This is a genomic window from Polyangium jinanense (assembly GCF_028435365.1).
The window spans coordinates 91,038-104,732 of record NZ_JAGTJJ010000030.1 but is presented as its reverse complement, the minus strand read 5'-3'; the positions used below and the strand labels follow the sequence as shown (position 1 = coordinate 104,732).

Genomic DNA, 13,695 nt, shown 5'->3' with positions numbered 1-13,695 from the left:
CCGTCAGGCGGCCGAAACCCCAAGCGTGGGCTGATGTTTTGGGGCGAAGGATGCCGTCAGGCAACCCGAAGCCCCGAGCGTCGACCACGCAAACGGACTCCACACGCTCCCCCGGCACACGCCCCGAAAGGTGGGACTTGCGGCCGGTGCTCCCAGGGATCCGAAGATCCCGGGGGGTTGTCCGCAGGATGGGGAGCGGAGGTCCAACCGAACCCGAGAAGGAATCCGTGCCATGACCGATATTTCGATGTCCACTGCTGAGTCCGCTGGCACCTTCGTGCCCCCCGGCCCCGGCGAGTTCCCGCTGCCCCTCCGCTCGCTGCTCGATGCAGGCGTGCACTTCGGCCACCAGACGAAGCGCTGGAACCCGAAGATGCGCCCGTTCATCTACGGCGCACGCAACGGCATTCACATCGTCGATCTCGACCAGACGGTGCGCCTCTTCAAGCGCGCGTACGACTTCGTCGTCGACGCGGTCGGCCGCGGCGGCAGCATCCTGTTCGTCGGGACGAAGCGCCAGGCCCAGGACATCGTCCAGGAAGAGGCCCGTCGCTCCGGGATGTACTTCGTCACGAACCGCTGGCTCGGCGGCACGCTGACGAACTTCCGCACGATCAAGCAGGGCCTCGACCGCCTCCGCACGCTCGAGCGCATGAAGGAGGACGGGACGTACGAGCAGTTCGTCAAGAAGGAGGTCGCGCGTATGGAGAAGGAGCGCGATCGCCTGGAGAAGTACCTCGGCGGCCTCAAGGGCATGGGCGGGGTGCCGGCCGCGATCTTCGTGATCGACCCCCACCAGGAGTCGATCGCGGTGAACGAGGCGCGCAAGCTCGGCGTGCAGGTCATCGCGATCACGGACACGAACTGCGACCCGGATCTCATCGACTACGTGATCCCGGGCAACGACGACGCGATCCGGTCGATCCGGCTCATCACGGCCCGCATCGCCGACGCCGCGCTCGAGGGCTCGCAGCGCCGCAAGGACGTGGAGCGCGAGCAGGAGCGCGAGCGCCCGCAGCAGGGCGGCCAGCAGCAGGGCGGCGGCGGCCGTCGTGAAGAGATCAGCGTGTACCAGGGCGGCCGTGGCGGTCGCGGCGGCCGTGGCGGTCGCGGCGGCGGCGGCGATCAGCCCCAGCAGTGAGCACGCGCCCGGCAGGGCGAGCGTGACGGCAGGGCGCTCCCTTTCGAGTGCGAGGTTTCAGGCCTCGCTCGGGGTGGCGCCCTTCCTGCCACCATCGGCCCCCGGGGATCCCTGAGAGCATCCTGTCCACGTTCGGGGCTCCGCTCGGACGAGCCGAGCCCGGCGCCCGAACCACGAAAATTTCCCCAACACGAACGATACATTTTCCGGAGGAATACGAGCCATGGCCGGCATCAATCCGCAGGCGATCAAGGAGCTCCGCGAGCGTACGCAGGCGGGCATGAGCGACTGCAAGAACGCCCTCACCGAGGCCGAGGGCGACATGGAAAAGGCCGTCGAGATCATCCTGAAGAAGGGCCTCGCGAAGAGCGCCAAGCGTGCCGGCGCCGTCGCCAGCGAGGGCGAGGTTCGCGCGTCCATCTCGACGGACAAGCGCGCCGCCACGCTGGTCGAGGTCAACATCCAGACGGACTTCTCCGCGCGCAGCGACGAGTTCAAGAACTTCGTTGGCGACGTGCTGTGTCTCGCGGAGGCCGCGCCCCTCGGCGCTGACCTCAAGAACAGTGATCTCCGCGGCAAGAAGGTGGGCGACGTGATCGTCGACCTCACGGCGCGTATCGGCGAGAAGATCGACATTCGCCGCTGGGACCGCACCGAGGTCCCCGCCGGCAAGTCGGGCGTGGCGCACGCGTACGTGCACCTCGGCGGCAAGATCGGCGTCGTGCTCTCGCTCGAGACGGAGAGCGACGCGGTCGCGCAGCACGCCGAGGTCCTGAAGTTCGCCGACGAGACGGCGATGCAGATCGCGGCGATGAACCCGGTCGCGCTCGTCCGCGAGGACATCAGCGACGACGCGAAGGCCAAGCAGAAGGAGATCTTCGAGGGGCAGCTCCGCGAGGACCCGAAGCCGAAGCCCGAGAGCGCGTGGCCCAAGATCATCGAGGGCAAGTTCAACAAGTGGTTCAGCGAGGTCACGCTGACCGAGCAGGAGTCGGTCGTGGTCCCCGGCCAGACGATCGACAAGCTGCGCCAGGCTGCGGAGAAGGCCGCGGGCGGCAGCGTGAAGATCGTGCGCTTCGTCCGCTACGAGCGCGGCGAGGGCATCGAGAAGCCGCAGGGCCCCGACTTCGCCTCGGAAGTTGCGAAGATGGCCGGTGGCTGACGAGACGCGCTTCGGCGCTGTCTCCGTCGACCTCGACGGCATCTCGCACTACCACCACATCCACGGCCTCGCTCCGCTCGCGGACGAGGCCGCGGCCCTCCACGTCGTCTACGACGTCGCCCTCGCCCGCATGGCGGACTTCGCGCGGGCGCACGACCTACCCCTCACCCTCTTCGCCATCGGCGCGGATCTCACGAGGCCCGAGAGCGCGGCAAAGCTCGCGGAGCTCGCGGCGCGTGGTCACGTCGTCGAGAACCACTCGTTCTCGCATCGCTACGATCTCACGCGCGCCTCGCCCGAAGAGATCCAGCGCGACATCGCGGCCGCGCAGGATGCCATCGAGCGCGCCACGGGGCGGCGACCGATGGGCTTCCGCGCGCCGGGGTACACCGTGACCGACGTCGTGCTCGATGCGCTGGAGACGCTCGGGTTGCGCTTCGATTCGTCGGTCTTCCCGTGCCCCGCGTACTACGGCGCGAAGGCGCTCGTGATGGGGGCCATGCGCATCGTCGGGCGTACGAGCGCTTCCGTGCTCGATACGCCGCGCGTGCTCGCCGCGCCGACACGCCCGTATCGCCCGGGCAAACCCTTGTTTCGCCCGGGAAACCGCGCGCTCGTCGAGCTCCCGATCCAGGTCACGCCGGGCCTTCGCTTGCCATTCATCGGCACCTCGATCGCCGTTGCCGGGCCTCGCGTCGCGCGCGTGCTTGCCGCGCAGTGCGCAGGGGAGCCACTCGTGAACCTCGAGCTTCACGGCATCGATTTTCTCGACGCGAGCGACGGCCTCGCGCACCTCGTCCCGCATCAGCGCGAGCTCCGGATCCCGCTCGCCAAGCGTCTCGACGCGCTCTCGACGGCGATCGACGTGCTCGCGAAGCGCGGTACGAAGTTCGTCACGCTCGAGGAAGCCGCTCACGAAGTCGTCTAGCTCGTCGGGTGATACCGCACCGCGGCGCCGCCCTCCGGCGCTTGCTTCAAGCTCTCGACGCGCGAGATGCGCTCGGGCGCGACGCCCGAGGCCGCGATGAACTCGCGCGCGATCTCGCTCTCGCCGTAGGCGAGCTCGTCGGGCGTGCCCGAGGCGACGACCTGGCCCTGGATCACGAGGAACGCCTGGTGCGCGATGCGGAACGTGCTCGCCATGTCGTGCGAGATCACCACGCTCGTCACGCCGAACCGATCGCGCGTCTCCTCGATGAGATCGTCGACCATGCGGCTCGTCTGCGGATCGAGACCGCTCGTGGGCTCGTCGTAGATCAGGATCTTCGGCTCGAGCATGAGCGCGCGCGCGAGCCCCACGCGCTTTCGCTGCCCGCCCGAGAGCTCGCTCGGCATGCGCTTCTCTTTGTTCTCGAGCCCGAGCAGGTTCAGCATGCCCACGACCTTGTCGCGGATGTCCTTCTCCGACATGTGCTTGCGGTGCTCCCGCAAGGGGAACGCGACGTTGTCGAAGATGTTCAGCGAGTCGAGCAGCGCCGCGTACTGGAAGACCATGCCGAACTTCTGCCGCACGCGGTTCATCTGACGCTCGCCGAGCGGGCCGATGTCCTCGCCGTCGACCCATATGTGCCCGCTCGTGGGTTTTTCGAGGCCGATGAGGAGCCGCAGCAGCGTCGTCTTGCCTGCGCCCGAGCCGCCGATGATCACCGCCGTCTCCTTGCGGCGGAGGTGCATCGTCACGCCTTTCAGGACCTGCGTCGTCCCGAACGATTTCTTCACGTTGTCGACGAAGACGTGATCCTCCGGCGGGATCCGGGGTGGTTGGCTCGTGCCTCCGGCGGACATCGCGCGTCGAGGCTACCACGCGGTCTCGTCCGAAGGGCGCTCGCGCTTGACGCGTGGGGCTCGTGGCGGGAAATGTGCCGCATGACCGAGGACATGTTTCGCACCGTGCTCGATAGCGCTTCCGTCACGACCGACCCGGAGGGTTGGCTTCGCCTGCCGGAGGGGCAGCTCTTGACGCTGTACGCCGCGCACGACGGCGTCGCGCTGAACATCGCGAAGGTGGAGTCGCTGCGGCTCGCCCACGGAGTCATCCGGGCACGCTCGAACAAGGGCGAGACGTTCTTCGTGGCGCGCGAGGATCTCTTCGCGGTCAGCCTCGACGGCGGCACGAAGGTCTCCGCGGGCCGCAAGGCGGGCTTCTTGGGTTGAGCGCGCGAAGCCGAGCGGACGAGACGCTCGGCGCTCGCGCAGAGGGCGCGCCCGAGGCCCTCCCGCAGGGTTCGCGAGGACCTCTGTGGATGTGGCTCGTGGCGCGCCTCGTCGGGCTCTTGCCGTACCGCGCGCTTCGCTCGTTCGGCGCGGTGCTGGGCGCGCTTGCCTTCGGGCTCGTGCGCGTGCGTCGCCGCCACGTCGAATCGGCCATGGAGCGCGCGGGCGTGCCGGAGCCGAGGCGCGCGGCGGCCGCGATGTACGGCTCGCTCGGCGCGGGCCTGCTCGAGCTTCTCTGGACCGCGGGGCGGCCAGAGGAGCCGCTCGAACCGAAGCTCGTGGTGTCACCGCGGGCCGCGGACGTCTTCACGCGGGCGCTCGTACATGGCCGCGGCGTGGTGGTCGCGACGGCGCACACGGGCAACTGGGATCTCTCGGCGTGCGCGGCGGCGGCGTGGCTCCGAGAGCACGAGGGGCTGTCGGGACGCACGCCGGCACTGCACGTGATCACGAAGCGTTTGTCATGGCGCGCGCTCGATCGCACCTGGCAACGCCTGCGCGCGGAGCGTGGTGTCCTGCTCGTCGACGCCCGCGGCGCCACGACGCGCGTACGGGAAGCGCTCGCACGCGGTGACGTCGTCGCGATGATGATCGATCAAGCCCCCGAGCGTGCTGCCGGTGTTGCGCAGATCCCGTTCCTCGGCGCGCCTGCGTGGTGTGATCTCGCCCCGTTTCTGATGGCCGCACGCGCGCGTGCGCCGATCGTCGTCGCCTTCGGCCGCCGCCGCGACGATGGATTGCACGAGCTCGATGCCGTCGATCTGATCGAGCCCGAGGCGCTCGCCACGCGGGCCGATGTCGTGCAGGTCGCGGCGCGGATCACGAATGCGCTCGCGTCGTTCGTCGAGACGTACCCGGCGCAGTGGTTGTGGTTGCACCGGCGTTGGAAGGAGCTTCGCCGGGTGAAGAAGGGCTGAGCGTGCGTCAGAACGTGCCGATCGCGCCGAGGGCCGGGATCGTGCTTCCGCGGAGGTCGTACGCGACGGTCGGACCGATGCCCTGAAGCTCGAAGCTGCTCGCGGTGTTTTGCTTCTTGGCTTCGAGCTGCTCGCGATGCGGCGTCGTCGCGAGGTCGACGATGCCGAGCGTGAGCGGCGCGAGGAACGCGAACGTGAGCGGGACGAGGTGGGTCGGGTCGTCCCATTCGATCATCGTGCCGGCGGCGAACGAGCCGCCCCGGAGCGCCGTGTAGAGCAGCCCTTTGCCCCAGTCGCCCACGACGAAGCGCGGGACGCTCGGCGTGATCGTCAGGATCGCGCCCATCGCATACAGCGCGGACTTCGAGGGCTCGACGTTGCAGACCTCCGTGGCGCCACAGGCCGCGCTCGCGCCGAGCGAGATGAGGTACGCGGCGCCGGTGGTGACCGTACCGAGGCCGAAGATGATGCTCGACGCGATGAGCGCGCCGCGGCGGCCCGGATCCGGGGCGTATCGAGGTTTTTGTTTGCGCGCGGGCGGCGGAGGCGGAGGCGGGGGCGGATAGGCGTACGCAGGCGGAGGCGTGTAGGGGTACGGGTACGGCGAAGCGTGGGGGAGGGGACACGCGCCGTGCGGAGCCTCGGCGGGCTGCGTGGCGCGGGGATCGACGTCGACGCGGCCGCAGCCGTAAGCGTGGACCGTGCCGGAGCTCGTCTGCGCGTGGACGTCGACGCCCTCCTCAGGGGTGCGGGTGACGGTGGTGCGGCCGTCGGGATGCTGGACGATGTTGGGCGGGAGGGGCGCTCCGGGCGGAAGCGGTTCGAGCGGCGGGGGCGGCACCTGGGCCGACGCGATTCCGGCGGTGAGGAACCAAGCGAGCGCCGTGGCCGAGCAGAGCATCGTCTTGCGCATGGCGGGGGCGAAAGGGAGCAAGTTCCAAGCCATACGTGCTTTCCGGGGTCGATGCGAGGGACCTCGGGCAGTGTATCACGCCGGGCGAGCGGGGGCGTAGACCCGGGTTCACGGCGGAGGGAGGTCGGAAAGGTGAATGTTTGGCCTGGATGGCCCGCCCTTGGTGATAAATTGGCGGCGCGATGGAAGCGGGAAGCCAGTCGACCGATGACATGCCCTGCGCGCGCCTCGAGGACGGCGCGTGGCGGGGGGCGCATGCGTCGCGCGAGCTTCTCCCAAGCGAACACGATCTGCATGGCGCGCGCGAAGGGCTCATCCGTGTCTGGACCTGACTCGGGCGATCGAGCCGTCGACGTCGCGCTGAGGCTCGCCGAAGAGCTCTTCGGCTTCGGCTCGAGCGGCGCGACGCCCGGATGGGTGCGCGATCGCGTGCGTCGCTACCTCGAGCATCAGTCGTACAGGAGCGGCCTGTCGATGAACGAGGTCGCGCGGGAGCTCATCAAGGACAAGGCCGCGGTCGAGCAGATCGTCACCTCGCTGCGCGTCGGCGAGACGCGCTTCTACCGGGACGGCGCGCAGTGGGAGGCGATCGAGCGTCAGCTCGAAAAACTCTTCCCCGCGGACGTGGAGCTCGCGGTGCTCTCGGCCGGCTGCAGCACGGGCGAAGAGGCCTACACCATGGGCATGTTGCTCACGGCGGCGCGCCGGCGCTTCCGCGTGCTCGGCGTGGATCGTTCGGCCGAGGCGATCGCGGTCGCGCGCGAAGCGACGTACGGGCGCGAGGCGGCGCGTGACATCCCGCCCACGTGGGTCGAGCGCTTCTGCGACGAACAGAACGGCCGTCTGCGCGTGGGCCTGCTCGTGCGCAACGCGGTCGAGTTCGAGGAGTACGACCTCGTCAAGCGCGTGCCGCAGGGGCCGTTCCACATCATCCTGTTCAAGAACGTGCTGCTCTACCTGACGACGCAGGCCGGCGAGCAGGTCGCCATGCGGCTCGCGAACGAGCTCGAAGACGGGGGACTTTTGTTCTCGGCCGCGAGTGAGGTGCTCCGCCTGCGCGGCATGGGCCTCGAGCCGTTCCGTCTCGCGCCTACCGTCACCGCACTCCGCCCCCCGAAGCGACGACCATGAACGCCGAGGTGAAGGATCCGACGGGCGTGCTCGTGGATCTTCGCCGCGAATGGTCCGCGCGACGCGCCGAGCTCGAAGCGCTCGTGCCTTCGAGCAGCCACCCCGCGCCGCTCGACGCATGCGGGCTCGTGCTCGGCCGCAAGCACGCGCGGCACTGCGACGAGCTCCTCACGCGGCTCTTCGACATCCTGCGGACCGAAGCGCGCGAAGGACGCCTGCGTTTGCCCGGCGGCGAGGCCGCGCCGAAGGAGGTCGCCGACGCGTTCGAAGAGGTCGCGCTCGGCGGCGTGGGTGGGTACGGGCGCGGCGCGCTCGCGCTCGGCAGCGATCTCGACGTGCGGCTCCTCGCGCGGGATCTCGGCGCGGCTGCGGCCGTGGCGGAGGCGCTGCTCTACCCGCTCTGGGACATGGGCGTGCCGATTGGTCATCAGGTCGGCAAGGTCGAGCAGCTCGTCGAAGCGGCCCGCTCGGATTTGCCCACGGCGACGAGCTTGCTCGACTACCGGCACATCACGGGGAGCCGCGCGCTCTCGGACGAGCTGAAGACGCGGTGCGACGCCGGTCTCTTCGCGCACGCGGAGCTGCCTCGGTTCCTCGCGCAGCTCGAGGACGAGGTGCGCGAGCGACACGCGCGGTTCGGCGGATCGGTTTATCTGCTCGAACCCGACGTGAAGAACGGCGCGGGGGGCCTACGCGATCTCGACATCGCGGGCTGGGCGGGGAAGGCGCGCTTCGGCGTGCACGAGCTCGACGATCTCGTGCGCGTGGGTGCGCTCTTGCCGCGCGAGTCGGCGGAGATCGCCGCGGCGCGTGAGCTGCTCTTCCGCATCCGGAACCTGCTCCACGCGCACGCGGGGCGGCGCAGCGACAGGCTCACATTCGACGAGCAGGAATCGATCGCGGCGCTGCTCGGCTACGGCGAGGGCGGCGAGGCCGTCGAGAAGATGATGAGCGCGTACTACCGCAGCGCGCGCATCATCTCGAGCGCTCGAGAGACCATGCTCGCGCGCGCCGCGCCGATGCTCGGCAAGAAGAAGCCGCGCGAGGAGGACCTCGGCGGCGGCGTGCGAATGTTCGACGGCTGCGTGACGATGAGCGAGCTCGAGCTCGTCACCAAGGATCCCGCGCTCGCGCTGCGCATGCTCTCGGCGGCCGTCGAGCGCCGCGCGCCGCTCCTTCCGTGGGCCCGCGACGCCATTGCGCGCGCCGCCGCGGATCCTTCCTGGACCGAGAGCCTGCGCGAGAGCCCCGAGGCCGCGCGCCTCTTTTGCGCGCTCGTCTCGACGACCGAGGAGACGCGTCTCAAGCGCGGATCTCCACTCGCCGAGATGCACGACCTCGGGCTCCTCCTCGCGATGATCCCCGAGTTTTTACCCGTCGTCGGACGCGTGCACCACGACGTCTACCACGTGTACACGGTCGACGTGCACTCGGTGGCCGCCGTCGATCGACTCGCGGCGCTCGTGCGTGGCGAGCTCACGGCCGAGCACCCGCTCGCGTGCCGACTCGCGGCCGAGGCGACACGCAAGACGATGCTGTTCTTCGCGACGCTCCTGCACGACGTGGGTAAGGCGATCGGCGGCAAGGATCACAGCGAGCGCGGCGCCGTCATGGCCGACGGCATCCTGAAGCGCATCGGTTTGCCGGCCGAGGACGTCGCGGCCGCGTGCCACCTCGTGCGTCAGCACCTCGTGATGTACCACGTCGCGACGCGACGGGACCTCGACGATCCCGCGACGATCGAGGAGTTCTTACGCGTGATCCCCGATCGGGACACGCTCTCCGAGCTCTACCTGCTCACCGTCGCCGACCTCTCCACGACCAGCCCGACGTCGATGACCTCGTGGAAGGCGCGCATGCTCGACGAGCTCTACCTCGCCGCCGATCGTGCGCTCGCGGGCAACCCCGGCGAGGACGAGCGCTTGGCGCGTGCGCAGTCGGCCGTGCTCGAAGCCGCGCTCGCGCTCCCCGCGTCCTCGGACGAGGAGCGGACCGCGCGGCAAGCGTTCGTCCCGGCGTACCTCGCGTCGATGCCCGAGCGTTACCTGCTCTCGAACGCCCCCGCGGCGATCTCCGCGCACGCCGAGCTTGCGCGCAAGCATGAGGGGCGGACGGTCAGCGTCGCGCTCGTCCCTTCGAGGCACCCGCAGGCCGCCGAGATTTGCGTGATCGCCGCGGATCGCCCCGGCCTCCTCGCGTCGATCACGGCCGCGCTCACGGCCTCGCGTCTCGAAGTACACGCCGCGCAGATCCACTCGCGACATTTGCCGGACGGCACGGTCGAGGCCGTCGACCTCTTCTGGGTGCGAGATCGCGCCGAGGGCGTGGAGGGCGTCGCGCGTGCGCTGCCGGTCCTCGTGCGGGACCTCGACGCGGTGCTCGAAGGCCGCACGACCACGGCCGAGCTCGCGAGCAAGCGCGGCAAGAGCACGCTGCCGGGCCGCGCGACGCCACGCGTGCGCACGCAGGTCTCCATCGACGATCGCGCCTCGCCGCGGCACACGGTCATCGAGGTGATGACCCGGGATCGCCCCGGCCTCCTGCACGCCATCTCCGACGCGCTCTACGGCCTCGGCCTCAGCATCGTCGTGGCCAAGATCAACACCGAGGGCACGCGCGCGGCCGATGTGTTCTACGTCAGCGAGGCGGACGGCGGTAAAGTGGCGCCGGGCAAGCGCGCCGCCGAGGTGCGGCAACGAATCGAGTCGGTGCTCGAATCGCTCGAGCAAGAAGGAAACAGCGGGCCATGGTCTTCTCCTCCTCCTCCTCGCGCAGAGCGATGAGAGCCTTCCTCCTCCCTTGCATCACGGCGCTTCTCCTCTCGGCCTGCGGCAGCACGCCGCCGCCGAAGGATCCCGATCTCGTCGCCGATCCGCCGCTCGGCGGCAGCGAGGGCATCAACGAAGGCGCCGCGCAGACCGACTTCCAGCGCGCCGTCGCCTACATCGACAAGGAGCAGTACGCGGCCGGCAAGGTCCACCTCGAGCGCGCGCTCAAGGCGTCGCCGGACAACGCCGAGGCGCACGCGTACATGGGCCTCGTGCTCGAAAAGGAGAACGACCTCGCCGGCGCCGAGAAGTCCTACCTCGCCGCGCTCCAGATCAAGCCGGGCCTCGCCGCGGCCGCGCAGAACCTCGCGGCCATCTACCTCTCGACGAGCCCGCCGCGCGCCGACGACGCCATCAAGTACCTCCGCGCAGCGCTCGAAAAGACGCCCGGCGACGTCGGCATGTTGCGCAACCTCGGCTACGCGCTCGGCCTGAAGGGCGACGTCGAGGGCGCGTCGAAGGCGTACGAGACGGCCATCGCGAAGGGCGACAACGTCGAGGTGCGCTTCGAGTACGCCGCGATGCTCGCCGAAGCGAAGCAACACGAGAAGGCCGTGCCGCACCTGAAGAAGGTCCTCGAAGGCACGAAGGACGACCCCGCGATGCTCGTCACGGTCGGCCGCATGTTCGGCTACGGCAAGGCGTTCGGCGACTGCGTGGCCGCGTTCGACCGAGCGATCAAGCTCAAGGGGACCGACCCCGAGTGGTTCGTCCGTCGTGGCACCTGCAAGCACGAGCTCGGCGACGAGGCCGGCGCGCTCGCGGACTACCAGGAGTCCGTCAAGGTGAAGCCCGACTATGCCGCGGGGTACTACTACATGGGCCTCGCGCAGCTCGCGCTCCAGAAGCCGCAGAGCGCGGAGTTCTCCATGGGCAAGGCCGTCGAGTTCGGGAAGGACTCGCCGATCGGCAAGGCCGCGAAGGACAAACTCCGCGAGATCAAGGCGATCAACAAGCGCTGATCACCTTCTCGACGCGTGCCTCTGCCGCACGAACGCGGCGAGCGACACGATCGCGCCGAGCGCGAGGGCGAAGGCGAGCAGCTCCGTCGGGATGTCGAGCTCCTTGCCCACGACGGCGAGCACGTAGATGCGCGGCGCGCGCCCGAGCCCCACGGCGACAGCATATCGCAGCGCCGGGTAGCCCGAGAGCGGCATCAAGACCCGCACGATGATGAACGGTAACGGCAAGGCCGCGAAGGCCGCCGTCGTCAGGAACGGCGCGACCTTCACCCAGCCTTCGGCGCGCTGGAAAAGCGACTTCTTCCGGATCTCCGCGAGCGCCTTGATCTGGAACGTCGTGCGCACGAGGCGATGATCCACGAACGCCGCGAGCGCCGCCGCCACGGCCGCGACGAGCGCGAGGGCCCACGGCGGCGCCGCCTTCGCGGCCAGGAGTGTCGCGGGCGTCAGCGGCTGCGGCACGAAGGCCGCGAGCACCATCAGCCCGAAGAACATCGCGAGCGTGGGCACGACGTTCGGCACGAGGGCATCGTGCGGCGACCGGGCGGGCACCGCAAGCGCCCGCCCTCATGTTCGCGTCACGCGCCGAGCAGAGCGAGCAGCCGATCGAGCTCGTCGAGCGAGCCGTAGACGACGGCGATCTCGCCGCGCCCGTCCTTGTCGCGCACCTCGACCTTCGCGCCGAGCTTGCGCATGAGCCGCGCTTCCAGGTCCTTCACGCCCGGCGACTTCGGCGCGGGCTCGTCGGCCTTGTTGCCTTTGCCTCCGCCGCCCTCCTTCGGGCCGCGCGAGGTGCGCACGAGCTCCTCGACCTTTCGCACCGGCAGCCGACCACGCACCGCCTTGTCGGCGATCTCTTCCATCGCCTTCTCGTCGGGCGCGCCGAGCAGCGCGCGCGCGTGGCCCTCGCTGAGGTCGCCGCCGATCACCATCGACCGCACGCGCGCGGGCAGCTTCAAGAGCCGCAGGCTGTTCGTCACCGTCGTGCGGTTCTTGCCCACGCGCTCCGCGAGTGACTCCTGCGTGTAGCCGTGCTCTCGGAGCAGCCTGTCGAACGCCTCGGCGAGCTCGATCGGGTTCAGGTCCTCGCGCTGCACGTTCTCCACGAGCGCGAGCTCGAACGCCTCCTTCGGCGAGACGTCCTTCACCACGACGAGCACGTCTTTCAGGCCTGCGCGCTGCGCTGCGCGCCACCTCCGCTCGCCGGCGATGATCTCGTACTTGTCGGCGCCCGCTTGCGGGCGGCGCACCACGATCGGCTCGAGGATCCCGTGCTCCCGGATCGACGCGGCGAGCTCCTCGAGCGCCTCGTCGTCGAAGTGTTGCCGCGGCTGCCCCGGCTGCGGGCCGATGCGCTCGATCGGGCACGTGAACACGCTCTTGTCGCCGTACGACGCGCCGGACGGCGACGGGGGGGCGGCGGCGGGCAGGAGCGCGTCGAGTCCGCGGCCGAGGGCGCGGCGCGGTGCGTTCTTCGGATCCGTGCTCATGGCCTCGGCCTCGCGGCTTTGCCTTTCGGCCGGTTCACCTCGAGGATCTCGCGCGCCAGGCTCAGGTAGCCCTGCGCGCCCTTCGACGAGGCGTCGTAGAGCAGCACGGGTTTTCCGTGCGACGGCGCCTCCGAGAGTTTTACGTTCCGCGGGATGATCGAGTCGAAGACCTTGAAGTGACCCTTCACCTCGTCGGCGACTTGGTGCGTCAGCGAGGTCCGCCCGTCGTACATCGTGAGCACGATCCCCTCCACGCCGAGGTCCGGGTTGAAGGCTGCCTTCACGCGGTCGATCGTCGCCATCAGGTAGGTGAGACCTTCGAGCGCGTAGTACTCGCACTGCAGCGGTACGAGCACCCGGTCCGCGGCCACGAGCGCGTTCAGCGTGAGCAGGCCCAGGCTCGGCGGGCAGTCGAGGATCACGTACTCGTAGCCGGCGGTGTGGGGCCGTAGCGCGTCGCGTAGCTTCGTCGCGCGGTCGGGCGCGTCGACGAGCTCGATCTCCGCGGCCACGAGGTCTTGCGTCGCTGGGACCACGTCGAGCCGCGGCACCGACGTCGAGATCACCGTCTCGCGCAGCGTCGAGCGGCCGATGAGTACGTCGTAGAGCGAACGCTCGATGCTCGGCCGGCGCACGCCGACGCCGCTCGAAGCGTTGCCCTGCGGATCGCAGTCCACGAGCAGCGTCCGCTTCTCCGCCGCGGCGAGGCTCGCGGCCAGGTTCACCGAGGTCGTCGTTTTGCCGACGCCGCCCTTCTGGTTGGCGACGGCATAGATGAGGGGCGAGGGGGCCATGAAATGTGCCGGGAACGCCGCGCCTTCCGGCGCGGTGGAGGGTCGTCCGTCCCGGGGGACGATCCCGTGGGTAGCGGCTGCTTACACGACCCTCGCCCCCCCGTCGAGGGCGCGTCGATCACGTTTTTTTGGCCCTTGACGCA

The 13,695-nt window shown here is 69.7% G+C and carries 13 protein-coding genes; 8 read left to right on the top strand and 5 right to left on the bottom strand.

From position 1 onward, the window contains the following. Window positions 1-232: 232 nt before the first annotated feature. The 3 genes from rpsB to KEG57_RS34605 all read left to right on the top strand — a co-directional run bounded on the left by rpsB (window position 233) and on the right by KEG57_RS34605 (window position 3,231). Window positions 233-1,141 carry a 30S ribosomal protein S2 gene (gene rpsB, locus KEG57_RS34615; protein WP_276073349.1) on the top strand — a complete coding sequence of 303 codons (909 nt, stop codon included), beginning with the start codon at window positions 233-235 and terminating at the stop codon, window positions 1,139-1,141. 223 nt (window positions 1,142-1,364) lie between these two features. Then, on the top strand, window positions 1,365-2,303 hold the full coding sequence (gene tsf, locus KEG57_RS34610) for a translation elongation factor Ts (protein ID WP_272421678.1): 939 nt from the start codon (window positions 1,365-1,367) through the stop codon (window positions 2,301-2,303). Beyond that, the gene (locus KEG57_RS34605) at window positions 2,296-3,231 is read left to right on the top strand and encodes a polysaccharide deacetylase family protein (protein WP_272421679.1); all 936 of its coding nucleotides are present in this window, start codon (window positions 2,296-2,298) and stop codon (window positions 3,229-3,231) included. The genes tsf and KEG57_RS34605 overlap by 8 nt, the downstream gene beginning before the upstream one ends. On the opposite strand, the gene KEG57_RS34600 is transcribed toward KEG57_RS34605, so the two are convergent. Beyond that, on the bottom strand, window positions 3,228-4,088 hold the full coding sequence (locus tag KEG57_RS34600; protein ID WP_272421681.1) for an ABC transporter ATP-binding protein: 861 nt from the start codon (window positions 4,086-4,088) through the stop codon (window positions 3,228-3,230). The genes KEG57_RS34605 and KEG57_RS34600 overlap by 4 nt on opposite strands. Before the next feature lie 81 nt (window positions 4,089-4,169). On the opposite strand from KEG57_RS34600, the gene KEG57_RS34595 reads away from it, so the two are divergent. Both KEG57_RS34595 and KEG57_RS34590 read left to right on the top strand, forming a co-directional pair. Beyond that, on the top strand, window positions 4,170-4,457 hold the full coding sequence (locus KEG57_RS34595; protein ID WP_272421682.1) for a hypothetical protein: 288 nt from the start codon (window positions 4,170-4,172) through the stop codon (window positions 4,455-4,457). Beyond that, complete coding sequence (locus KEG57_RS34590; RefSeq protein WP_272459219.1) at window positions 4,454-5,434, top strand: lysophospholipid acyltransferase family protein; 981 nt, start codon at window positions 4,454-4,456, stop codon at window positions 5,432-5,434. Before KEG57_RS34595 ends, KEG57_RS34590 begins: the two co-directional genes overlap by 4 nt. 7 nt (window positions 5,435-5,441) lie before the next feature. Here the strand turns inward: KEG57_RS34590 and KEG57_RS34585 are convergent, their stop codons facing one another. After that, the gene (locus tag KEG57_RS34585) at window positions 5,442-6,347 is read right to left on the bottom strand and encodes a hypothetical protein (protein ID WP_272421685.1); all 906 of its coding nucleotides are present in this window, start codon (window positions 6,345-6,347) and stop codon (window positions 5,442-5,444) included. 318 nt (window positions 6,348-6,665) lie between these two features. Here KEG57_RS34585 and KEG57_RS34580 point away from each other — a divergent pair, with 318 nt between their 5' ends. Genes KEG57_RS34580 through KEG57_RS34570 form a run of 3 tightly spaced genes read left to right on the top strand, consistent with a single transcriptional unit; the run spans window position 6,666 to window position 11,268 of the window. Continuing rightward, window positions 6,666-7,478 carry a CheR family methyltransferase gene (locus KEG57_RS34580; RefSeq protein WP_272421686.1) on the top strand — a complete coding sequence of 271 codons (813 nt, stop codon included), beginning with the start codon at window positions 6,666-6,668 and terminating at the stop codon, window positions 7,476-7,478. After that, window positions 7,475-10,261: a [protein-PII] uridylyltransferase gene (glnD, locus tag KEG57_RS34575; protein WP_272421687.1), complete on the top strand. Its 2,787-nt coding sequence runs from the start codon at window positions 7,475-7,477 to the stop codon at window positions 10,259-10,261. The genes KEG57_RS34580 and glnD overlap by 4 nt, the downstream gene beginning before the upstream one ends. Further along, entirely contained in the window at window positions 10,258-11,268 is a 1,011-nt protein-coding gene (locus KEG57_RS34570) for a tetratricopeptide repeat protein (RefSeq protein ID WP_272421688.1), read from the top strand. The genes glnD and KEG57_RS34570 overlap by 4 nt, the downstream gene beginning before the upstream one ends. On the opposite strand, the gene KEG57_RS34565 is transcribed toward KEG57_RS34570, so the two are convergent. From KEG57_RS34565 to KEG57_RS34555, 3 genes are read right to left on the bottom strand one after another with little or no spacing between them, the layout of a single operon-like run. Next, on the bottom strand, window positions 11,269-11,790 hold the full coding sequence (locus KEG57_RS34565; RefSeq protein ID WP_272421689.1) for a VTT domain-containing protein: 522 nt from the start codon (window positions 11,788-11,790) through the stop codon (window positions 11,269-11,271). It lies immediately after the preceding gene. Window positions 11,791-11,846: 56 nt separating this feature from the next. Continuing rightward, entirely contained in the window at window positions 11,847-12,758 is a 912-nt protein-coding gene (locus KEG57_RS34560) for a ParB/RepB/Spo0J family partition protein (protein ID WP_272421690.1), read from the bottom strand. Beyond that, complete coding sequence (locus tag KEG57_RS34555) at window positions 12,755-13,552, bottom strand: ParA family protein (RefSeq protein ID WP_272421693.1); 798 nt, start codon at window positions 13,550-13,552, stop codon at window positions 12,755-12,757. Before KEG57_RS34555 ends, KEG57_RS34560 begins: the two co-directional genes overlap by 4 nt. Window positions 13,553-13,695: the final 143 nt, after the last annotated feature.